This window comes from bacterium (genome assembly GCA_028820935.1).
Taxonomy (GTDB): Bacteria; Actinomycetota; Acidimicrobiia; order Spongiisociales; family Spongiisociaceae; genus Spongiisocius.
This window is the reverse complement of the sequence record JAPPHZ010000018.1, coordinates 113,343-134,895: the sequence shown is the minus strand read 5'-3', so window position 1 is coordinate 134,895 and position 21,553 is coordinate 113,343. Positions and strand designations below refer to the sequence as shown.

The window sequence follows — 21,553 nt, the reverse complement described above, 5'->3', positions numbered from 1 at the left end:
TGTTCCTCGCAAGGCCCGCTGACGAAGGCGTACCCGCAGGGTACGTTGAGGAAGCAGAACGCAGCGACGGGACGCCGATGACCGCCAGAACACACGAAGCTGTTTCACAGACAGGCCACTAGGGGTAACCTCTCGCCCATGCCCCGGATCAGAGCCGCCAGCATCGCCGAGCACAAGGTGATCACCCGCGCCCTGATCCTCGACAAGGCCCAGGAGCTATTCGCCACCTGGGGCTACGAGGACACGTCGTTCGGAGACATCGCCGCCGGTGTGGGAATGGGCCGCACCACCCTCTATGACTACTTCACGGACAAGGACGACCTGCTGGCCTCTCTTGTGGAAGAGACCCTGCCACCGACGATCCGCAACCTGATATCCCGGATTCCCACCGACCACACGCCTGTGGAGCGCTTGCAACACCTGGTGGTGGTCACCCTCGAGTTCCTGGCCACCGAGCCCACCCTGGGCCGGTTGCTTCACCGGGAGGTGCACAAGCTCTCAGAAGCCGCTCGGCAGAGGGTGGCCATAGCCCACCAGTCGCTGGCGCGGGAGTTCGTGGACACGTACCGGGCCGGTGTGGAGGCGGGTGAACTGAAGAGGCTCCCGCCGGGTCTCGCCGGTCGCTTTCTCAACGACATGATCATGTCCGCCGCGCAGGCGCTGATCGATGCCGACGACCCCGGGACAGCACTGCCGACCGTTGCCGGAGCGATGACCGACCTCATGTTCAACGGATTGGCCGATCGTGAGGCCCGCCGACCGGTCCGGGAAGTGGCGGCGGGCCCACCGCGGGCAGAGCTGAGGGAGTTGCGAGGGTGACCGGCGCCGGCTCCGATCATCCTTTCCTCGTCCGCGAACTCTCCCAGCTCGAGTTCGTCCGGCGGGTGCTGGCCCAGGCCGAGCGCGAGCGCACCCCCCTGCTGGAGCGGGTCAGATACATAGCGATCGTGAGCGAGCTGATCGACGAGATCTACCAGGTGCGGGTGGCCGAGCTCGAGGAGAAGGTGGACGCCGGCTTCGAGGGATTGCATAGAGCGGGCATGTCGGCGCCGGAGCTGCTGGACCGGATCCGCTCGGTGGTCGCCGAGATATGCGAGCAACAGAGCCGGGTATTCCGCGCCGAGCTGCAGCCCGCGTTGGACCGCCTAGGCATCCATATCCTGCTGTGGGATGCGCTGGACGAGACCGACCGGGCGTTCCTCCATCGAGTGTTTCACGACCAGGTGTATCCGGTTCTGACCCCGCTGGCAGTCGATCCGGCCCATCCCTTCCCGTACATATCGAACCTGTCCATGAACCTGGCGGTCATGGTCAAGGAGACCGAGACCGGGGAGCAACGCTTCGCCCGGGTGAAGGTCCCGCCCATCCTGCCGCGGTTGATCGAGCTTCCTGGCCAGCGCGGGTTCGTTCCGCTCGAACAGCTGATCTCCGCCTACATCGATGAGTTGTTCCCGGGCATGCATGTTTCCAAGTGCCATCCCTTCCGGCTCACCCGGAACACCGACTACGAGCTGGCCGAGTTCGAGACCAACGACCTTCTGGCCGCGCTGAGGTCCGAGATCGGCCGCAGGCGTCGCGGCCAGGTGATGCGGTTGGAGGTGGAGCGGGACATCGACCCCGACGTGCTGGACCTCCTCATGCGGGAACTGGAGATCAAGGACCGCCATGTCTATCGCATTGCCGGCCTGCTGGACCTCGGATCGCTGACGACTCTGGCCGATCTGGACCGGCCAGAACTCCGCTGGAAACCGTTCCCGCCGGTAGTGCCGGCCGGTCTCTCCGCCGAGCGTTCCTTCTTCGACCTCATCAGCGAGAGAGACCTGATCGTCCATCACCCCTACGAGTCGTTCGCCGCCTCGACTGCTGAATTCGTGCGCGAAGCCGCCCGTGACCCCCAAGTGCTGGGTATCAAGCAGACGCTGTACCGCACTTCGTCGGACAGTTCCATCGTCCGCTCGCTGATCACCGCCGCCGATTTGGGCAAGCAGGTGGTGGCGCTGGTGGAACTGAAGGCCCGCTTCGACGAGGAGCGCAACATCGAGCGGGCCCTGGCTCTGGAAGAAGCGGGCGTGCATGTGGTCTACGGGCTGGTGGGGCTCAAGACCCACGCCAAGCTCTGCCTGGTGGTTCGCCAGGAGGAGGGCCGCCTGGCCCGCTACGTCCACACATCCACCGGAAACTACAACGAGAAGACCGCCCGGATGTACGAGGATGTGGGCCTGTTCACCAAGGATCCGCAGATCGGGGCCGATGTCAGCGACCTCTTCAACCACATGACCGGCTATAGCAAGCAGAAGTCCTACCGGAAGCTGGTGGTGGCGCCTACCGAACTCCGCGATCACTTCCTCGAGCTCGTCCGCCGCGAGTCCGAGTACGGAGATGGGCACATCGTGGCCAAACTCAACGGCCTCGTGGACGAACGGATGATCAACGCCCTCTACGAGGCCTCCCAGGCGGGGACCCGGATCGACCTGATCGTCCGGGGGGTGTGCAGCCTGCGGCCCGGAGTCTCCGGGCTGAGCGAGAACATCACCGTGCGGTCCATCGTGGGCCGGTTCCTCGAACACTCTCGCATCCTCAGGCTCGGACGCCCGGAACGCGGGTTCCTGTACTACATCGGCTCGGCCGACCTGATGCCCCGCAACCTCGATCGGAGGGTCGAAGCCCTGTTCCCGGTAGAGGATCCGGAGGCCCAGCACCGGCTCGAGGAGATCCTCGACCTGTGCCGGGCGGACGACCACCTGTCGTGGGTACTCCAACCGGACGGCACCTACGAGCCACGGGGCCAGAAGCGAGGTCTCGATCTCCACCAAGCGCTCATGGACCTGGCCCTGGAGCGATCCCGCACCGCTCGGAGCCGGTGATCCGATGCCAGACCTGATGCTGCTCCGACATGCCAAGTCGGACTGGACGGCACGCTACGGCGCCGATCAGAACCGCCCTCTCAACAAGCGAGGGGTCCGGTCGGCCCGAGCCGTCGGCGAGTTCGTCGCCCGCTACCGGCTCACGCCCGAGTTGGTGCTCGCCTCGCCGGCCGTGCGCACTCGAACCACGGCCGAACTGGCCGCCGAAGCTGGAGGATGGAACAGCACCATCGAAGTTGTTCCAAAGCTCTATGGCGCCGGCCCGGGGGATGTCCTCCAACTGGTTCAGGAGGTCACCGGAGTGGAACGGCTCATGGTGGTCGGGCACGAGCCCACCATGTCCGGTGTGCTGGAGTACCTGACCGGACACCAGATCCGGGTAACCACCGCCACGCTGGCCTACATGCGTTCCCGCTATGTCTCCTGGTCCCAGCTGGACCATGGCACGGCCCGGCTGGAGTTGCTGATCAGGCCCCGCCTACTGCTGGATTGAGGCTTCCGCCACCACAGCCGGACGACATCTCGGCTTCGAGCGTGGCGGCGGTAGCGGATGGCCTTAGAGAACCGAACCCGCGTGCCAATTGTGGGGGAAGTGGTCAGTCGAGCGAACGTGTCACCGTGTCCACTATCCGGGCCACGGATGGAATGGTGGCATCCTCCAGGATGTCGGAAGCCGGCAGGGGTATGTGGTCCGTGGTGATCCGTACCACCGGCGAATCGAGATCGTAGAAGGCCTCCTCGGCGATGATCGACACCACCTCGGCGCCCCATCCGCACAGCCGCGGGTTCTCCTCGACCGTGAACACCCGCCCGGTATCGGCCACCGTAGAGAGGATGGTCCGGGTGTCCAGGGGCACCAGGCAGCGCAGGTCGACCACGGTCGCTTCGATCCCTCCGGCCGACAGTTCGTCGGCCGCCTGCAGGGCCTTGGGAACCATGGCCGCCAGCGCCAGGATGGTGGCGTCCGGGCCGGACCGCACCACCGATGCCTCGCCCAACCGCCCGACCAGCTCACCGTCCGGCACTTCTCCCCGGCTGGCGAACAGACCCTTGTGCTCGAAGAAGATCACCGGATCGGGGTCCCGGACCGAGGCGGCCATAAGGGCTATCACGTCGCTCGGGGTGGAGGGCGCCACCACCTTGAGGCCCGGTACGGACATGGCCCAGTTCTCCAGGCTCTGGGAGTGCTGGGCGCCGAACCGCACCCCGCCTCCGTTGGCGGTCCGGATGACCAGCGGCAGAGCGACCTGGCCGTCGGTCATGTATCTGGTCTTGGCGATCTGGTTGGCCACCAGGTCCCAGCAGGTTGCCAGGAAGTCCGAGAACATGATCTCGGCCACCGGCCGGAGACCGTTCATGGCGGCGCCCATCACCGCGCCGACGATCGCCTCCTCCGAGATGGGGGTGTCTCGGACCCGCCGCTCGCCGAAGCGCTCCAGCAGGCCGGGCGTGGTCTTGAAGACCCCGCCGGCGGCCGCGACATCCTCCCCGATCAGGTATACGGTGTCATCGCGTTCCATCTCCTGCGCCAGAGCCCTGGCTACCGCTTCGCGATAGGTGATCAGTTCCGCCATTGCGATCCTCCATCCGCCCATACCTCGGTGGCAATGGAGTCAGTCGATGGCTCGGGCGCGGCCTTGGCCTCCTCCACGGCGGCCTCGACCCACGACTCGACCGACTGATCGACTCCTTCCAACTGCTCCTCCGGCGCTCCGGCCTCGGCCAGCCTGGCCCGGTACATCGGTATGGGGTCCCGGTCCAGCCATTGCCGGACCTCTTCGTCCGGCCGGTACGTACCCGGATCGGCCCTGGAATGGCCACCGTGACGGTAGGTGACCGCTTCGACAAGGCTGGGCCCCCCTCCGTCGCGGGCTCGGGCCAGAACATCCGAAGCCGTCTCGTACATCGCGTCCGGGTCGTTGCCATCCACCAGCAGGCCCTCCAGCCCGTAGGCGGCCGCCCGGTCGGCGGCGGGACGTTCCACGGCGGTGACCGACCCGATCGGCGTGTACTCCATGTACAGGTTGTTCTCGCACACGAACACCACAGGCAGATCCCACACCACCGCCAGGTTGAGCGCCTCGTGGAAGGCCCCGATGTTGGTGGCGCCGTCGCCGAAGAAGCACGCCGCTACCTGCCCGGTACCCCGCTCCACGGCGGCCCAGGCGGCGCCAACGGCGATCGGTAGATGGGCGCCCACAATGGCATAAGACCCCATCGCCCCGGTCGGCGCCCAAGTGAGGTGCATCGAGCCGCCCTTGCCGCCGCACACACCCTCCGACCTACCGAGCAGTTCCGACATCAGCCGACCGGGCGGGGCGCCGCGGAGCAGGGTGTGGTTGTGACCGCGGTAGGTGCAGAAGGTGAGATCATCGGCGCGCATGGCGGCAGCAAACCCGGCGGCTACCGCCTCCTGTCCGATGCCCAGGTGGGTAGTCCCCTTTACGAGGCCCTCCAGGAACAGCTGGTGGGCGCGCTCCTCGAAGCGGCGCGCCTCGAGCATCATCCGGTAGATACGGAGGCGGATGTCCAGGTCAGGACCGGCACCGACTGCGACGTTCATTCTGCCATCACCCGCTCCAAGATCGCTGAGACAACCGGTCGATACTACCCAAGCGGGCGCCGCTCGCCGGCCGGATGGCGGTCGCCCACGGATCGATCAGGGTCTTGATGCGCTCCGGCCGGCCCTCTGCCATCGGCAGGAGGCCGTCGGTGACCAACTGCTCGAGAGGAAGGGCGATGGGCGCCACATCGGACCAGCCCTGAGGCCGGGAGGCGATGAGGGAGGCGGCGTCGGCGAAGTCGGTCTCGAAGACCTGGGCTCGGGTGCCCACCAGCCGGATCTCGCGGAGGGTGATCCGGCGCATGTCGATGGTCACCGGGTGGGCGCCGAGCCCGACCCGGACCACGCGGCCCCTGGGTCGCACCATGTCCAGGGCGGAGGCCAGCGCCGCTGGAGCGCCGGTTACCTCGTAGACCACCGACACCGGACTGCCGGTGTGCTCCAGCACTCCGGGCACCGGTGACGAGTCGGGAACCGCCCGCAGCACGGCTGATACTCCGAGAGCCTCCGCCACGGCGAGCCGGGCCGGATCGAAGTCGACGGCCAGCACGTCGGCGCCCAGCTGCGCGGCGGCGTAGGCCAGGAACGCTCCGACCCCACCCACGCCCAGGACCACCGCCGTTTCGCCGGGCCGGAGTCTCCCCTGCCGGACGGCATGAAGCGCCACCGACATGGGCTGGACGAGAGCAGCCCCGTCGTCGTCGAGACCGAGCCGTCCCACCTCCAGACAAGCTGCCGAACCGGCGGCCACGTACCGGGCAAGACCACCGTGCCCGTCAATGCCGAGCGTGAAGTACGTGTCGCAGAAGTTGCTGGTCCCGGCCATGCACGCCGCACAGGCGCCGCAGGAAATCCCGGCCACGCAGGCCACCAGGTCGCCCGCCCCGAAACCCTCCACCTCCGGTCCGAGGTCCACGACCCGGCCACCGAACTCGTGACCCAGGATGGTCGGACCCCGATGCCCCGACACCGGATGGGGTTCGTCCACGGGCGTCAGGATGGGCCCGCGGTCCCATTCCAGGGCGTCGGTACCACAGACTCCGGACGAGCGGACCTCCAAGAGCAGTTCTCCCGGGCCGGGGATGGGCACCGGAAGTCTCTCGATCCGGATGTCCCGAGCACCGTGGTAGACAGCGGCCCGCATCTGCGCCCTCCCGCTCCGGCCTAGCATTGGATGATCCGACCTCCCCTTCCTCCAGGATCGGAGACTTCCGTGACCCGTGCTAACCCTGCCTCCCCCTGGTGGAAGTCGGCCGCAGTCGTCATAGCCGCCGGATGTCTCATCGGGATGATCGGATACGGCATACGCTCCATCTTCGGCCTGTTCCTGACGCCGATGACCCTGGCCCAAGACTGGAGCCGCGAGACCTTCGCCCTGGCACTGGCCATCCAGAACCTCCTGTGGGGCGTCGGTCTGCCCTTCGCCGGCGCCCTAGCCGACCGCTACGGCCCACGATACGTGCTGGCCGGTGGTGCTGTCGTCTACTCGGTGGGCGTCTGGGGGATGGCGCAGGCGCAGGACACCCTCATCCTCCACCTCACGGCCGGGCTGATAGTCGGGGTGGGAGTGGCGCTCACCGCCTTCTCGCTGGCCATGGTGACCATCGCCAGGGCCGTCGGACCGGACCGGCGGTCGCTGGCCCTTGGCCTGGGCACCGCGGCGGGATCGTTCGGCCAGGTGCTGTTCTCGCCGGTCGGCCAGGGGTTCATCAGCTCGTTCGGATGGAACCAGGCCCTGCTCCTGTTGGCGGCCATCAGCCTGATCATGGTCCCGCTGGCCTTCCTGGTTCCCAACACCACCACCGCCAAGGGCGAGGCGGCTACCGACCAGACGATCCGTGAGGCGCTGGTGGAGGCCCGCCGGCACAGGGGCTACCTGCTCCTGACCACCGGATTCTTCGCCTGCGGCTTCCACATCGCGTTCATCACCGTTCACTTCCCGGCCTTCGTCCAGGACCTGGGCTTTGCCGCCGTGGTGGGTGCCGTCTCGATCGGCCTGATCGGCATGTTCAACATCCTGGGCTCTTTCGGAAGCGGCATCTACGGCCAGCGATGGTCCAAGAAGAATGGTCTGGCAGCCCTCTATGCCCTGAGGTCGGCGGTCACGCTGGGGATGCTGCTGGCGCCCAAGACGGGTCTCACCATCTATCTCTTCGCCGCCGCGCTGGGCGTGCTGTGGCTGGCTACGGTGCCCCTGACCTCGGGAATCGTCGAGCAGGTGTTCGGCGTGCGCTACCTCGCCACCCTGTTCGGCATCGTGTTCCTGTCCCATCAGGTGGGAAGCTTCATCGGGGTTTGGCTGGGTGGGTTCATCTACGACCGCACCGGCGCCTACGACCTGATGTGGTGGATCGCCATCGCCGTCAACCTGGCGGCGGCGGCCGTCCACGTTCCGATAGACGAGCGTCCCCTCCCGCGGCTGCTGGGACAGCGGCAACCGTCCGGCAGGTCGGAAACCAATGGATGAACCCCTCGTCGCGCTGCCGATCCGATCGTTCCGGGATGCGTACCGGCGCCTGGCGGGGTCGTATGGCCCGGACGAGAGAGCGGCGCTGGCCCTCGCGCTGGCCTCGCAGACCGCCGGGACCGTACTCAGAGCGGGGGTGAAACCCCACGTCGTCACCTCGGCGATAGAGGTCCGGAAGTGGGCATTGGCGGAAGGGCACCGGGTGGTGAACGACCCTCCGGCCGGAGGCCTCGACGGCGCCGCCGATGAAGCCGTCCGGCTGGCCGGCGGTAGACCCTGGCTGGTCCTCCATGCCGACCTTCCATGCCTGAGTCCCGACGAGGTGGTCCTGGCCTTGGATGTGGCGCGATCCGGGAGGCGGGTGCTGGCTCCGTCCTACGACGGGGGTACTTCGGCGCTGGGAGGGCGAGGACGGCACCCGTTCCAGTACGGAGTGGCCAGCTTCCACCGCCACCTCCCCGCCGGGCCTCCGCCCCGCGTGATCACCTCCCTGGGCTTCCTGCTCGACATCGACCGGCCGCAGGACCTGGCGGCGGCCGCCCGCCACCCGCGGGGAGCCTGGTTGGCCGAAAACGTGTTACCCGGCATCAGATGATTTGGTTCCAAGGGGTTGTGGGCAGCGGTCAGCAGTCAGCCGTAAGCAATCAGTGCTATTCAACATTTACTAGCAGCTTTCAACTACCAACTAGCAACTAGGAACTAGGAACTAGGAACTACTCGTCTAGGATGACCGCGGCCCTGCTGTCCAGCTCCGGGAGTCGTCTTCTTGCCCCGTCACAACGGCGCGCCCCGCGCATCCCTGGTAACCGGCGGCGCCCGAGGGATCGGAAGGGGCATCGCTGAGCGTCTGGCGCGGCGGGGCGACACGGTGTTCATCGCCGACATCAGGCGCGCGGACAAGACGGCGGCCGAACTTCGGGACGAGGGTCTCGACGTTCGTTCCCTGCAGCTGGACGTGTGCGATGTCCACGCCATCGGGGAAGCGGTCGCCCGCGTCGATGAGCTGGCGCCTCTGGCAACGATGGTCAACAACGCCGGCACCGGATGGATAAAGCCGCTGGTCGAGGTCACCCCCGAAGAGTTCGACGGCCTGATGGCCCTCAACCTCCGGGCCGTCTTCTTCGGCATCCAAGCAGCGGCCCGGGTGATGATCCCCCGCCGTACCGGATCCATAGTCAACCTGGCCTCGACTTCGGCGTTCTCGGCCTCCACCATGCCGATGGTCCCGTACGACACCTCGAAGGGGGCGGTCCGCACCCTCACCATCGCCGCCGCCCGGGAACTCGCCGAGCACAACGTACGGGTCAACGCGGTGGCGCCGGGCACGGTCGACACCGACCTGGTCCGGGCGGTGCTGGGCGAGGAGGCCTCCCAAGCCCAGACCACCACCCACATCCCGCTCGGCCGTCTGGGACAGCCCGCCGACGTGGCGGCGGCGGTGGACTACCTGACCTCCACCGACGCCTCGTACGTGACCGGCCACGTCCTGGTGGTCGACGGAGGCTGGCTGACATGAGGATCGGTGTCACCCTGCCCGGTTACGGCGCCGACCGGCCGGTAACGATCACCGACGCAGCCCGGATGGCCGAGCGCATGGGCTTCGACTCGATCTGGAACACCGACCATGTAGTCATGGTCGCCGGCGCTGCCTCGCCCTACCCGTTCGACGCTGACGGGGTGATGCGCTGGGATCTCGACCACCCCATGTTCGACGCGCTGATCGCCCTGGCCGCCGCGGCCTCGGTCACCTCCCACGTGGAGGTGGGCACCTGCGTACTGATCGCGCCGATGCGGAACCCCATCATCCTGGCCAAGCAAGTTGCGACCCTCGACGTGATTTCGGGAGGGCGGTTCGTGCTGGGAGTCGGCGTGGGATGGCTGGCGGAGGAATTCGCCGCCCTGGACGCGCCGTTCCGGAACCGGGGAACCCGTATGGACGACTGGATCGACATCCTGAGGGATTGCTGGACCGGCACCCCAACAGCCCACAGCTACGCTCACTACGAGGTCCCCGAAGGTATCCGCTGCTACCCCACCCCGCTCCGGGAGCCGCCCATCCTGGTGGGCGGGGACTCGCCACCCGTGCTGCGCCGTACTGCTCGCCGAGGCGACGGCTGGCTGGGCTTCTCCTACACGGACGAACTCGACCCGGTCCGGATCGGGAACAGCATCGAGACCATCCGGACCGAGGCCGCCGCGGCGGGACGGGAAGCCCCCACCCGGCTGGCCGTCCAGACCCCCGGCCCGGTGGCGCCGCTGGCCGAGCAACTGGCCGAACTGGCGAGGCAAGGGGTCACCGAGGTCGTGACTTCGGCGGACTGGACGGCGCCCGACCAGGTGCAGGACGGTTTGAGCCTGCTCCGGCGATCCGCCCCCTGACATGGTCCGCCGGCCTGCCACCAGATTCGCAACCCCGAGGAGGAATGCCCGTGTCCGAACAAGCTGTGACCAGCCAAGACGCTCCCGAGCCGCGCGGTCCATACCCGCACATCCGTGTCCATGGCAACTCCGCCTGGATAACCGGCCAGATCGGGCGAGATCCAGTTACCGGCGACTTCGTGGAGGGCGGCTTCGAGGCCGAGTTCCACCAGGCGATCACCAATCTGGAGAACATCCTGGCCGAGGTGGGAGCGACGCTGGCCGACGTGGTCCACACCAACGTCCAGTTCGTCAACGAAGACGACCTCGACGCCATGAACCGGATCTACGGGGAGCGCTTCCCGGTTCCCTATCCGGCTCGTATCAGCTACGGCGTGGCCTTCCTCTGGAAGGGCGCCCAGGTCCAGATCGATGCCGAGGTCCGACTGGCGTCCTGAGCCTGCCGAGGAACCCGGCGCCGCAACCATCCCGACCGGACAGTAGTCCTGCCCGAGACAGCCACAAGTCCCGGACAGCGGGCCGGCGTCCCATCTCTCCTGTTAGCATGTGGGCTACACGGCGCGTGCTAGAAATGGGGGAGGACCGGTAACAGGTGTCGGCCTTAGTGCTAGACCGGTTGGGAGCGACTGTGATTGACTGGGCAGAATTCAGTGCGGTATTCGGAGCGGTGGGTCCCACGGTCGTCGCCCTCGCGGTGGTGATCCTCAACCGGCGGGATCGGCTCGCCGACAAGGTCCAGGCACTTGCCGACAAGGTCCAGGAGATCTCCGAGCGGGTGGCTCGGATCGAGGGCATCCTGGTCAACCAGGACACCTGACCGCACAACGTCTCCCGGTAGTAGCGGGATGGGCTCAGTCGTAGCCGGGTAGCTGTACGGTCGGGGTTCGGGCTACCACCCCGGTCACCCCGGGAACCCTCTGCTTGAACAGGGCCTCGATACCGGCGGTCATCGTGACCACCGAGAGCGGGCACGTGCCGCAGGCGCCCACGAGCTCGACCGCCACGACCCCTTCGCTGTCCACGTCCATCAGGATGAGGTCACCCCCGTCGGCGTGCAGGGCGGGGCGCAGGAACTCGACCGCCTCCCGCAGGGCCTCCATGTCGACCGGGGATCCCTGCCCGGGAATCACAGGCTCGGTGATCACCGATTCTGTGGCCATCTAGAAGACCTCGATCCAGGTGCCGGCGCCGGCCTCCAAAGCCAGGTCATACACCAGCGAGGCCACCGCCGCATCGAGCGCGGGCATCCCCATGTGCGTCATGATGGTCCGCTCCCGGTCACCCTCGCGGCCCGGCTTGTGCCCCGGCATGATCTCGGTGGCTATGTCTCCGTATATGTCGGCTCTGGAGAGAGCGCCGGGCCGGAGACCCCCGAGCCGGCCCACCTCCTCGCCCTCCACCCAGGCCAGGTCGCGCCCGTACCAGCCGACCGCCCACTTGTCGAAGGAGGTGGCACAGCCGGGATCGACATCACGGAACCCGGTCGCCGCGCACACATGCGCCCCGGGGGGGACCCACTCCTCCATGAGCACCGGACGCGGAGCGGTGGTGACTGCGCAGATGATGTCTGCGTCAGCGACCGCTGTCTCGACATCCGGCGCCACCGTGACGGGTACACCGGTCTTGGCTGTGATCTCGCCGGCGAACCGGTTGGCCTGCTCCTCGTGGATATCGAAGGCCACCACCTCCTCCAGGGGGAACACCTCGTTGAGCGTGAGAGCATGGGTTCGGCCCTCGTGCCCGCAGCCGATGATCGCCAACCGGCTCGACTCCGGCCTGGCCAGGTACATGGCCCCCACCGTGGAGTGCCCACCGGTGCGGGCGTTCGTCACCGAAGTCCCGTCTACCAGGGCCAGCGGCATCCCCGTCTCAGTGTCGGTCACCAGATCGAGGGCCGAGATGGCCGGCAGGTCGCGCTTGGGATTCATTCGAAAGCTGGACAACCACTTCACGGCCGCTCGGCCCAGCGGCCGGATCAGCGCCGGGAAGGCTTGTACCACGCCGTGGCCGTACGGGGGCTCGGGCCCGAGCCGGTCGTGGATGTAGAGGTTGACCGGATTGGTCTGCTCGACCTGGCCCTCTCCGACCCACCGGAAGGTATCCAGGCAACGCTCGAGGCACCGGGCCGGGGACAGCAGGCTATCGACCTCCCTCCCCGACACCACCAGGATCTCACCGGGACCGCGCCGGTCAGACGTCATAGATCGGCCTCCAGATCCTGCAACGCGGCAGCGGCGGCCTTCAGTTCCACCATGGTGGCATCCGGGAGCGGCCCGTAGGGCTTGCGGGGAACACCCGTCCGGGCACCGCCCAGGCCGGCGATGGCATTGAGATAGCCGTGCTCGTAGCTGAGCATCGAGGGCATGTCGGGCCGCCGGATGGCCGCCGAGAAGTGCTGGAGGGCGGCGAAGACGCTCCTGACCCACGGATCGTCATGGTTACCGCGGCGGCACTCGTCCACGAAGCGGGTGCCGGCCCGGAGTGCGGCCCAGCTGAAGATACCGGTGGCTCCGGCGGCGCCGAGGGTGGAGGCGTGGAAGAAGGCCGGGTCGTTGCCGGCGAACACGTTTATGCGGTCGGCGATGGTGATCAGGATCTCGTCGAAGTGGGGCAGTAAGGTGTTGGACTCCTTTATGGCCTTGATGTTCGGGATGTCGAGGAGCGTCTCCCACATCTGCGCGGTGAGGTTCATGCCGGTGAGCGGCGAGTAGTTGTAGAGCATGAGCGCCATCTCGCCGTCCAGTGACCCGGCCACCTCGGTGAAGAAGCGGAGCGCCCACTCGGAGGTAACCGGGAGGGCGTAGGGCGCAGCCAGCATGGAACCGTCCGCGCCGGCCCGCTCGGCCACCCGCGCCCGGCGGATCGCCTCCCGCTGGTAGGAGGCGGTGCTGCCGACCACCACCGCGATGCCGGCGGCATGGCCCTTAGCCACAGCCATCTCGCAGACTGCGTCGAACTCCTTCTCCGTAACGCTGGTCATCTGCCCCATGGAGCCGAAGACGATGCAGCCCGGCGCGCCGGAGGCGGCCACCAACTCGATGCTCCTGCGAACGCCTTCGAAGTCGATCTCCTGATCCTCGTGGAGGCTCAGAGGTATCAGCGGGAACAGTCCCTCCAAGGGCTTGCGGACGAACTCAGGCACGGTCTTCGCTCCTCATTACCAAGCGCCGGTACAGGTCCTGGAGTATCCGGCACCGGTCGGCCAGGTCGTCGAACTCCACCGCCTCGCATCGGTAGCCCAGATTCTCCATGGCTCCAAGCGCCTCGCGAGTGTAAACCACAGTCCCGTCACTCTCGACGCGCTCTATGGCGTCGAACCGGGCCGCCTCGTTGTTGATCGTCACCGCCTCGTCTTGGGTAAGCGGAGCCGGCAGGTCGAGATCCACCCGGCCGGCTGAGACGACGGCCGGGTATCCACCCGGCAGGCCCATCGCACCCGAGACGTGGGTGCGAACCGGTTCCGAACCGACCAGTGCCAGGGCGTTCTTCACCGCCGAGGCGCCGAAGAGCGAGAACCAGCCGGTCCGCCCCCAGTCGATCCTCGACGGCCAGGACGACAGGATGGAGGCCAGGTCGTACCGGGCGGTCACATCCCTTCCCTCGACCTCGATCCGGAAGTGATGGGGGACCCGCGCCGCGCCGTAGGCCATGAGGGCGTGCGACCCCACCAGCGACACGTCGATAGCCGCGGCGGGCAGGCCGGTGGCCTCCATGGCGTATCGGAGCACGGTGGCGGCGCTGACCTCCACGTTGCCGGCACCGGCGATCGGGCCATGCCCGAAGTGATTCCAGAGCGCCTGGTTGACCACATCGGGGAAGCAGGTGTTCACGATGCTCGTCTCGATCCCGGCCCGATCCACCGCCCGGACCAGGCGGCTGGCGGGCAGCAGGTGCCAGGGAAGCCACAGGCTGAAGGTGGCCGCCCGGATGGTCGCCCGGAGCCCATCGTCGATGTCCGCCTTCATGAACACCCGGGGCGACTGGACCGTGGCCGAGTGGATGATGACGTCCGGCCTTACATCCGCGAGCAGCCGCGCCACATCCTCCTCGTCGGCCAGATCCGCCTGGTGGTGGTCGAAGCGCTTGTGGTGGCCTTGGAAGACCGACCCAAGCATGGCTAGATCGACTCTTGAGGCGGCGCCCCACGGGCTCCGCTTGGTGGTGACGATCCGGTCGACCCCCGGGCTGCGGGCCAGGAACTCGAGCGCCCAGCCGCCCAGGTCCCCCACCCCGACCAGCAGGACCGTGGCCATGGTCAGGGACGTCGCCCGATGGTATGCATCTTGTCCCGGTGGAAGTTCTTCATCCCCATCACCTTGAGCGTGAGCTCGGAGATCCTCCAACCCTCCTCGGTACGCCGGAACCTGCAGTGGTACTGGCCCCACATTTCCCCATCGCCACCCCTGTCGTGGTACGTGTGCCAGGCATAGATGTAGAAAGTGCCTGTCGCCTCGTCACCACCGTCGGCCCAGACCCGGGGGTTGGTGATGTGATGGGCCGAGGAGGAGAAGAGGTTGCTCAGCCCCGGCTGGATGGCCGCCACGATGGCATCGCGTCCGATGATGTTCTCGAACTCCGGCCCGTAGTCGATTACCGAATCGGAGGTGAACAACGCGGCCAGTTTCTCCGGCTCGTTCTGGTCGAAATGCCACGCATAGGCGTACAGCAGGTCGACGATGGCGCCTCGATCAGTCGGGTCGACGGCCAGGGTCATACTGTTATCCTCTCGCTCGGTCCGGTTGGACTGCACCCCCATCCCAGAACGGGGTTGCATCGCGACAAGGTTAGGAGAGATCGGTGACGGACAAGCCAGCACTCCGAGAGGACCTCTGGTCGAGGACATATCAGGTGGGCGTGGTGGTCCGGGACATCGAGAAGGCCGCCGCCTTCTACGAGCGGCTCGGAGTCGGGCCCTTCGTGGAAGGTCCGTCCGCCCACGCCCTGGAGCGCAAGATCTACGGCAAAGACTGTCCCGATGTGGAGGTCAAGGGCCTGATCACCCAGATGGGCAACGTCGAGTTCGAACTGCTGCAACCGGTGTCGGGCGATGGCATCCAGATGGAGTTCCTGAAGACCCGCGGTGAGGGAGTGGTCCACCTGTGTGCCCATACCGATGACCTGGACCGCGATGTGGAAGCCCTGACCGCCCTGGGCTACGAGGTGATCTCCTCGGCAATCCTGGAGGACGGCGGCAAGTTCGCCTACTTCGACACCCGTGAGGTGGGGGGCCTGATCCTCGAGCTGTTCCAGACCGGCGCCGACTGGCAGTAGACCATCCGCCGGCGCAGCCCTCGGCCGGGCGGTCCGGTCCCGGCGGTAGGCTGTGGTCAACGGAACCCCGGAATGACCGTCTGAAATGGAGGTAAACACGGATATGAGCGAGTACGCACGGGTCGACATCGCCCAGCCCGAACTGAAGGAACTGGCCGACGCCATCGATGACGCACCGGGCGACCGGCTCGCCAAGACCAAGCTCAAGTCCGACCTCGAGGGCGAGTTGCGCTACATGGAGCGCTACCGCGAGGTCTCGGCCGACGACCCCATCCAGCAGGGATGGGATGCCAACGAGGCCGAGTTCCACGCCAAGACCAAGATCTTCTCGGTACTCGCCGACGCTATGGAGGTCGAGCTCGGCCACGACGAGGGCCGGGCGGCCGTGGCCCGGGCCCGCAAGCGCCAGGGCGACCAGATGGGCGCCGAGATGGCCGCCAAGACCCGCGGGAAGGGCGAGCGGCTCAACCTGAACAACTTCTTCAAGGAGTTCTGGGGCTACTTCCAGTGGTCGCCGAAGCTGGACACCGAGCGCTACTACGACGACGAGGGCAACATGACCAAATACGTGTTGCGCCTCAACTGCCCCATCGGGGACTACCTGCGTGACAACGCTCCGGACGTGGAGTTCTCCTCGAACTTCTGCGACCTCGACGAGCACATCGCCCTCGCCTACAACCCCAACATCCGGTACTCGAGGAAGCGCTGGGTGCCGGGCGGTTACCAGTTCAGCGAGCTGATCTGGGAGCTTGACACCGCCGGCGTCATCGACTGAACACCCCCTACCGCCACGTCCAGGGATCGACCGATGCGCGCTCTCGGAATGTACGAGGGTGGACGGCTCGAGTTGGAGGAGACTTCGATCCCGCAGCCACCGCCGGGTTGGGGACTGGTACGTAGCATCGCCTCCGCCGCCGGGCTGTTCCAGGCGCAGATGCTGTCCGGCATGCTTCCGACGGATGGGTATCCGAGGATTCTCGGCCACGAGATAGTGGGCGAGGTCGCACAGGTCACATCAGACGCCGCTCCCCGGGAGGGGTCCATGGTGGTGGTGGACGCCGTGGTGGGCTGCAGCGTTTGCGAGTGGTGCATCACCGGCGACGACATGATCTGCCCGTGGATGCGTCACCTAGGAATCAACATCGATGGCGGCTTCGCGGACTACGTAGCGGTTCCGGAGTCCCACATGTTCCCCATCAAGCCCGGGACTCCCGTGGAGGAGGCCGTCATGCTGGGATCGGCCCTGCCGGCTTCGGTCCATGCCGCCCGGCGAGCCGGTGTCCGGGGAGGCCATCGGGTGGTGGTAACCGGAGTGGGCAGCATCGGCCTCACCATCTGCCAGGTAGCGCGGGCGATGGGGGCCACCACGGTGGTGGCGGTCGACATATCTGACGACCGCCTCGACGCGGCGGCGCCATGGGCCGACGGAGTGGTGAACGTGTCCGGTGTCGAGCCCGAGGAGGCGGCACACCAGGTCAGCCAGGCCCTCGGCTCCCCGGCCGGTGCCGACATCGTGTTCGAGGCGGCCGGCCACATAGACAGCGTGGACCTGGGGCTGCGAGCGGTGCGCCGGGGCGGGACCGTCCTGCTGATGGGCATCTGTGAAGGCAGGACATCGATCACGTTCGACAGCTTCCTCCGCGACTTCCTGTCGAGGGAGGTGTCGCTGGTCACCACCTTCGGATTCACCCGGCAGGACTTCGTGATCGGAAACCGCTTGCATGCCACCGGCAACCTCGACCTCACCGCCCTTACGGGAGAGACCATCACCCTGGAGCAGGTACCGGCCGCGCTGGCGGAGATCGCCGCCTCGGGAACCCTCGGAAAGCGCCTGGTGGTGGACGTAGCGATCGGTTAGCCGGCCAATGGCCAGTGGTGACAGGCAACCGGCGTCTACAAGGCCAGCCAGCCCCCGTCGACCGGCACGAAGGCACCCGTCATGAAGCTGGACGCGCCGGACGTCAGGAAGGCCACCACTTCGGCGATCTCGTCCGGGTGGGCCGGACGGTCCAATGGCGTGCGAGACATGAGCCTGGCGCGTCGCTCCGGGTTAGCGAGGCTGTCAGCACTCATCGGCGTGTCGGTCACGCCCGGACCCACCGTGTTGACCCTGATCCCGCGACGGGCGAAGTCCACAGCCAGCGCTTGGCCGAGAAGCAGCACTCCCCCCTTCGAGGAGGCGTAGGCGGCGGTGCCGGGAAGGACCACCTTGGAGTTGATCGAGCCGATCAGGACTATGGCCCCGCCGTGTCCGTGCGCCGTCATGGCGCGGGCCGATTCACGGGCGGTCAGGAAGCTGCCGGTGAGGTTGACATCCACCACCCTGCGGAAGGTGTCGATGTCAAAGTCGAGGGAATCCCCGGCCATCTCGATCCCGGCGCAGGCTACCGCCGTGTCCAGGTCCCCGAAGTGGTCCAGTGTGGCGGCCACCATCGTCTCGCACTGGGCCTCGTCCGTGACGTCCGCTGCCAGAGCGATCGATCCCTCGATGCCGCCCGCCACCTCCGCAGCTCGGTCCCCGTCCACGTCCACACACGCCACCCGATCACCGCGGCGCGCCAGACATCGGGCGGCGGCGGCGCCTATCCCCGACCCGGCGCCGGTAACCAGAGCTACGGCCATACCCGTTCCTCCCCGAGATGCACGGTGGGCATCCTACAGGCCGACCCGATGACGCTCGGCCGGGCGGCGGCGAGGTTGCTGTTCTATAGTGACCCTCATGGAACACCCCATCCTCTACACCCTCAACACCGACGCACGAACCCCGACCTGACAGGAGTGCTGCCGGGTCCGGGACTACCTGGAGGCAAACTCTGTCGAGTTCGACGACCGCAACATCCGCCAGAGCGACAAGGCTCGCCAGGAACTACTGGCTCTGACCGGAGACCTAGTCGTGCCCTACCTGATCTACGAGGACCGGACGGTCACGGGCTTCGACCCCGAAGGACTGGACGCTGTCACCGAGGCGTATCGCGCCGCCACCGTCGGCGTGGCCTGAGTAGCTCCGAGATCCAAGGCACATGTCACATCCACCCGGTAACTCGCTGCAAGCCGACCAGAGGGCCCGTGTCTCCGAACCCGGGGAGAGCCCGGAACAGGGGATCCTCCATCTCATCGAGCGGGTCCGACAGGAACTGGACTACAACGACGCCAAGGGCCGGAGCGCCTACCGGCTCGGCATGCACGACGGGCTCAGGTTCGCCGAGGACGCTCTCGTGAACCTGCTGAACCGCCACGGACACCACGCGGAGGTTCGCGGGACCCCGATGGACACGTAGCGGGGATGAGCCAGACCGGGGACGCCCAGCCGGTCGTCCGGCTGCGCAACATCCACAAGTCGTTCGATGCCAACCATGTCCTGCGGGGCATCGACCTGACGGTGGGACAGGGCCAGCACGTGGTCATCTTCGGGCCCTCCGGATCCGGCAAGTCAACGCTGCTCAGAACCACCAACCTCCTGGAGACCCCGGACTTCGGTTCGGTCTGGTTCGACGGCAAGGAATACGGCCCCGGCATCGAAGGCGAGGACCTACCCCGCGGCAAGGCCCGGCTCCTCCGCCAGCAGATCGGAATGGTCTTCCAGCAATTCAACCTGTTCCCCCACGTCACCGCGCTCGACAACGTGGCCCTGGCCCTCCGGAGGGTGCGGGGGATGAAGCGCGACAAGGCCGAGCACAAGGCCGCCACCTACCTCGACCGGGTGGGCCTGCTCGACAAGCTGGGCGCCTTCCCGTCGCAGCTGTCGGGCGGGCAGCAGCAGCGGGTGGCGATCGCCCGCTCCCTGGTCATGGAACCCAAGGTGATGCTGTTCGACGAGCCCACCTCGGCGCTCGACCCGGAGTTGGTCGGCGAGGTACTGACCGTCATGCGTGACTTGGCTGAGTCGGGTATGACGATGGTGGTGGTCACCCACGAGATGGGGTTCGCCAGGGAAGCCGGCGACCTGAACATATTCATGGACGAGGGCCTGGTGGTGGAGACCGGGGGGCGGGAGTTGTACGACCACGCCCGGGAGCCCCGAACCCGGGCGTTCCTGCAGGCAATCCTATGAACTCCTTCCTGGTGATCCCGGTGCTCGCCCAGGCCCGATTCAGGCCTGAGTTCATCTGGGAGAACCGGGACGTCTTCCTGGGCGGAGTAAGGCTCACCGTATTCATCGCCATCGTGGCTTTCGCGCTGGCGACCGTATTGGGCCTGGGGGTTGCTCTCCTGCGCATGTCGAAGAATCGGATTGTCGCCCCGATCATGGCCGCCTACATCAACATCTTCCGGGCTATCCCTCTGCTGGTGTTCGTCGTCTTCGTGTACTACGGGATAGCGATCCAGTTTGATGTCAGGATCTCCGCCATACAGGCCGGGATCCTCGTTCTCACCCTTCAATACTCCGCCTGGCTCGGCGAGATCTTCCGCGGCGGCATCCAGGCGGTCTCCGACGGGCAGACCCAAGCGGCCCTGTCGGTGGGCATGAGTCGTCCCCAGACCTTCTTCCGGGTGGTGCTGCCGCAGGCCATCCGCATCGTCATCCCGCCCACGGGCAACATGTTCATCGGCATGATCAAGGACTCGTCCCTGGTCTTCATAATCGGTGTACCCGAGCTTTTCCGGGTGAGCAGCGTGATGGCCAACAGGACATTCCGCTACTTCGAGGTGTATCTCGGCGCGGTTATCTTCTACCTCATCCTCACCACCGCGGCGTATTTCGGAGTGAAGTATCTCGAGAAGCGGTTCGCCCTGGTGGACGTCCTCACCACCAGAGTGAGGTCACCCTTCGCCCGACGCAGGGGGGTACGTCTGAGGATGATCCAGGAGGCTGTCGCATCTGAACGTGAGTCCAAATCGTCCGGGACTGCTCCGGCATTGTAGGATGGCTCGTTCGACTCACAACTCGGACATCACCACTCGCAGATGGATGGATGATCGTGGCTTGTCTCACGGTTGGCCGGTCACTCGAATTGGAAGCACATCAAGTCCCAAGAAGGAGACACAGTATGAAGAGCCGCATCAAGTGGCTAATCCCGTTACTCGCACTAGTAATGCTCGCAGGCGCCTGCGCGAGCGAGGACGAGGGCGGCGATGGCGGACCGACGGCTGCGGCACAGGCCGCGGTGGATGGCAACCTCCTCGACCAGATCAAGGACCGTGGGACCCTCCACGTCGGTATGGTCCTCCAGTTCCCGCCGCAGATGTACATCGATGACGCAGGGAACCCCGCCGGATACGACGTGGACCTGATGAACATGCTCGCCGAGGACCTCGGAGTGACGCTCGAGATTTCCAACCTCGAGTTCGACGCGATGATCCCGGGCCTGATCGCCAACCAGTTCGACATGGTGTCGGTGGGTCTCGTCGGTCGTCCGGCTCGTCTCGAGCAGCTCTGGTTCACATGCCCATACGTTCCTTACCGCCAGGTGGTCGTGGTGAACAACGACTCGGGAATCAACGACATGAGCGAGTTGAACAGCAGCGGCGTGACCATGACCGCCCTGATCGGTTCCACCGCGGCCAGCCTCACCGAGACCCGGTTCCCGAATGCGGAACTCGTGGAGCTCGATCAGGCGCCCGCGTTGCTCGAAGTCGCCTCTGGCAGGGCTGACGCCATCGTCATCGAGGAGTACCTCGCCCTCCCGTTCGTAGCGGAAAACCCGAGCACCAGCGTGCTGAATCCAAACGCGCCGTTCGTCGCCGAGGAATACGGGGCATGGGCTCTTCCCCGCGGTGAGGTCGTGTGGCTCGAATACCTGAACGGCTGGCTGGCCTACTACATCTCGAGGGGCACGCTCGACGAGGTCTACGAGCGGCACATCGGTCCGACCGAAGGTCTCCCCGCCTGTAACTAGACGGACTCGGGGTCCGGTCGCGGCATGCGACCTGACCCATCGACTGAGAGATCCGGGGCCCCCCCCGGGGGGCGGCCCCCAAAACCCCCCCAAACGAGGGCGCGCCCCAACCCCCAAAAAACCCCCACCCAGCACACCACCCCGCCCCGAAAGCGGAAAATGAACCACATGG

Annotated in this window: 25 protein-coding genes and 1 pseudogene; 17 read left to right on the top strand and 9 right to left on the bottom strand. The window is 66.6% G+C overall.

The annotated features are described in order from the left end of the window. Nucleotides 1-138: 138 nt before the first annotated feature. From OXM57_04190 to OXM57_04180, 3 genes are read left to right on the top strand one after another with little or no spacing between them, the layout of a single operon-like run. A complete protein-coding gene (locus tag OXM57_04190) occupies nt 139-819 on the top strand; it encodes a TetR/AcrR family transcriptional regulator (GenBank protein ID MDE0351868.1) in 681 nt (226 codons plus the stop codon). Continuing rightward, nucleotides 816-2,864 (top strand): polyphosphate kinase 1, encoded by a 2,049-nt coding sequence (ppk1, locus tag OXM57_04185; protein ID MDE0351867.1) that lies wholly within the window; start codon nt 816-818, stop codon nt 2,862-2,864. The genes OXM57_04190 and ppk1 overlap by 4 nt, the downstream gene beginning before the upstream one ends. A gap of 4 nt (nt 2,865-2,868) precedes the next feature. Then, complete coding sequence (locus OXM57_04180) at nt 2,869-3,357, top strand: histidine phosphatase family protein (protein MDE0351866.1); 489 nt, start codon at nt 2,869-2,871, stop codon at nt 3,355-3,357. Nucleotides 3,358-3,460: 103 nt separating this feature from the next. Here OXM57_04180 and OXM57_04175 read toward each other — a convergent pair whose 3' ends face one another. From OXM57_04175 to OXM57_04165, 3 genes are read right to left on the bottom strand one after another with little or no spacing between them, the layout of a single operon-like run. Then, nucleotides 3,461-4,438 (bottom strand): alpha-ketoacid dehydrogenase subunit beta, encoded by a 978-nt coding sequence (locus tag OXM57_04175; protein ID MDE0351865.1) that lies wholly within the window; start codon nt 4,436-4,438, stop codon nt 3,461-3,463. Then, nucleotides 4,426-5,427 carry a thiamine pyrophosphate-dependent dehydrogenase E1 component subunit alpha gene (locus OXM57_04170; protein MDE0351864.1) on the bottom strand — a complete coding sequence of 334 codons (1,002 nt, stop codon included), beginning with the start codon at nt 5,425-5,427 and terminating at the stop codon, nt 4,426-4,428. The genes OXM57_04175 and OXM57_04170 overlap by 13 nt, the downstream gene beginning before the upstream one ends. Before the next feature lie 7 nt (nt 5,428-5,434). Continuing rightward, a complete protein-coding gene (locus OXM57_04165; GenBank protein MDE0351863.1) occupies nt 5,435-6,571 on the bottom strand; it encodes an alcohol dehydrogenase catalytic domain-containing protein in 1,137 nt (378 codons plus the stop codon). Nucleotides 6,572-6,640: 69 nt separating this feature from the next. Here OXM57_04165 and OXM57_04160 point away from each other — a divergent pair, with 69 nt between their 5' ends. From OXM57_04160 to OXM57_04135, 6 genes are all read left to right on the top strand, one after another. Beyond that, entirely contained in the window at nt 6,641-7,894 is a 1,254-nt protein-coding gene (locus OXM57_04160) for an MFS transporter (protein ID MDE0351862.1), read from the top strand. Beyond that, nucleotides 7,887-8,489 (top strand): NTP transferase domain-containing protein, encoded by a 603-nt coding sequence (locus OXM57_04155; GenBank protein MDE0351861.1) that lies wholly within the window; start codon nt 7,887-7,889, stop codon nt 8,487-8,489. Before OXM57_04160 ends, OXM57_04155 begins: the two co-directional genes overlap by 8 nt. Before the next feature lie 171 nt (nt 8,490-8,660). Beyond that, a complete protein-coding gene (locus tag OXM57_04150; protein ID MDE0351860.1) occupies nt 8,661-9,410 on the top strand; it encodes a glucose 1-dehydrogenase in 750 nt (249 codons plus the stop codon). Then, nucleotides 9,407-10,273 carry a TIGR03619 family F420-dependent LLM class oxidoreductase gene (locus OXM57_04145; protein ID MDE0351859.1) on the top strand — a complete coding sequence of 289 codons (867 nt, stop codon included), beginning with the start codon at nt 9,407-9,409 and terminating at the stop codon, nt 10,271-10,273. Before OXM57_04150 ends, OXM57_04145 begins: the two co-directional genes overlap by 4 nt. 50 nt (nt 10,274-10,323) lie before the next feature. Continuing rightward, on the top strand, nt 10,324-10,710 hold the full coding sequence (locus OXM57_04140; protein MDE0351858.1) for a Rid family hydrolase: 387 nt from the start codon (nt 10,324-10,326) through the stop codon (nt 10,708-10,710). Between the two features lie 191 nt (nt 10,711-10,901). Beyond that, nucleotides 10,902-11,090: a hypothetical protein gene (locus OXM57_04135; protein ID MDE0351857.1), complete on the top strand. Its 189-nt coding sequence runs from the start codon at nt 10,902-10,904 to the stop codon at nt 11,088-11,090. 34 nt (nt 11,091-11,124) lie between these two features. On the opposite strand, the gene OXM57_04130 is transcribed toward OXM57_04135, so the two are convergent. From OXM57_04130 to OXM57_04110, 5 genes are read right to left on the bottom strand one after another with little or no spacing between them, the layout of a single operon-like run. After that, nucleotides 11,125-11,373 carry a NifU family protein gene (locus tag OXM57_04130; protein ID MDE0351856.1) on the bottom strand — a complete coding sequence of 83 codons (249 nt, stop codon included), beginning with the start codon at nt 11,371-11,373 and terminating at the stop codon, nt 11,125-11,127. Nucleotides 11,374-11,433: 60 nt separating this feature from the next. Then, on the bottom strand, nt 11,434-12,474 hold the full coding sequence (locus OXM57_04125; GenBank protein MDE0351855.1) for an ornithine cyclodeaminase family protein: 1,041 nt from the start codon (nt 12,472-12,474) through the stop codon (nt 11,434-11,436). Then, a complete protein-coding gene (locus OXM57_04120) occupies nt 12,471-13,415 on the bottom strand; it encodes a dihydrodipicolinate synthase family protein (protein MDE0351854.1) in 945 nt (314 codons plus the stop codon). Before OXM57_04120 ends, OXM57_04125 begins: the two co-directional genes overlap by 4 nt. Next, complete coding sequence (locus tag OXM57_04115) at nt 13,408-14,526, bottom strand: hypothetical protein (GenBank protein MDE0351853.1); 1,119 nt, start codon at nt 14,524-14,526, stop codon at nt 13,408-13,410. Before OXM57_04115 ends, OXM57_04120 begins: the two co-directional genes overlap by 8 nt. A gap of 2 nt (nt 14,527-14,528) precedes the next feature. Beyond that, the gene (locus OXM57_04110; GenBank protein MDE0351852.1) at nt 14,529-14,987 is read right to left on the bottom strand and encodes a nuclear transport factor 2 family protein; all 459 of its coding nucleotides are present in this window, start codon (nt 14,985-14,987) and stop codon (nt 14,529-14,531) included. An 83-nt stretch (nt 14,988-15,070) separates the two neighbouring features. Between OXM57_04110 and OXM57_04105 the strand changes: the two genes are divergently transcribed. The 3 genes from OXM57_04105 (at nt 15,071) to OXM57_04095 (ending at nt 17,402) form a co-directional block, all read left to right on the top strand. Then, complete coding sequence (locus OXM57_04105) at nt 15,071-15,544, top strand: VOC family protein (protein MDE0351851.1); 474 nt, start codon at nt 15,071-15,073, stop codon at nt 15,542-15,544. Nucleotides 15,545-15,647: 103 nt separating this feature from the next. Then, complete coding sequence (locus OXM57_04100; GenBank protein MDE0351850.1) at nt 15,648-16,319, top strand: L-2-amino-thiazoline-4-carboxylic acid hydrolase; 672 nt, start codon at nt 15,648-15,650, stop codon at nt 16,317-16,319. A 33-nt stretch (nt 16,320-16,352) separates the two neighbouring features. Beyond that, a complete protein-coding gene (locus OXM57_04095) occupies nt 16,353-17,402 on the top strand; it encodes an alcohol dehydrogenase catalytic domain-containing protein (GenBank protein ID MDE0351849.1) in 1,050 nt (349 codons plus the stop codon). 35 nt (nt 17,403-17,437) lie between these two features. On the opposite strand, the gene OXM57_04090 is transcribed toward OXM57_04095, so the two are convergent. Beyond that, nucleotides 17,438-18,166, bottom strand: a complete 729-nt coding sequence (locus OXM57_04090; GenBank protein MDE0351848.1) for an SDR family oxidoreductase — start codon at nt 18,164-18,166, stop codon at nt 17,438-17,440. A gap of 169 nt (nt 18,167-18,335) precedes the next feature. Between OXM57_04090 and OXM57_04085 the strand changes: the two are divergent. The 5 genes and pseudogenes from OXM57_04085 (at nt 18,336) to OXM57_04065 (ending at nt 21,381) form a co-directional block, all read left to right on the top strand. Further along, a pseudogene (locus tag OXM57_04085) lies at nt 18,336-18,542 on the top strand (glutaredoxin family protein). Nucleotides 18,543-18,564: 22 nt separating this feature from the next. Continuing rightward, nucleotides 18,565-18,822, top strand: a complete 258-nt coding sequence (locus tag OXM57_04080) for a hypothetical protein (protein MDE0351847.1) — start codon at nt 18,565-18,567, stop codon at nt 18,820-18,822. Nucleotides 18,823-18,827: 5 nt separating this feature from the next. Then, entirely contained in the window at nt 18,828-19,595 is a 768-nt protein-coding gene (locus OXM57_04075) for an amino acid ABC transporter ATP-binding protein (protein MDE0351846.1), read from the top strand. Further along, a complete protein-coding gene (locus OXM57_04070) occupies nt 19,592-20,407 on the top strand; it encodes an amino acid ABC transporter permease (GenBank protein ID MDE0351845.1) in 816 nt (271 codons plus the stop codon). The genes OXM57_04075 and OXM57_04070 overlap by 4 nt, the downstream gene beginning before the upstream one ends. 125 nt (nt 20,408-20,532) lie before the next feature. Further along, nucleotides 20,533-21,381: a transporter substrate-binding domain-containing protein gene (locus OXM57_04065; GenBank protein MDE0351844.1), complete on the top strand. Its 849-nt coding sequence runs from the start codon at nt 20,533-20,535 to the stop codon at nt 21,379-21,381. Nucleotides 21,382-21,553: the final 172 nt, after the last annotated feature.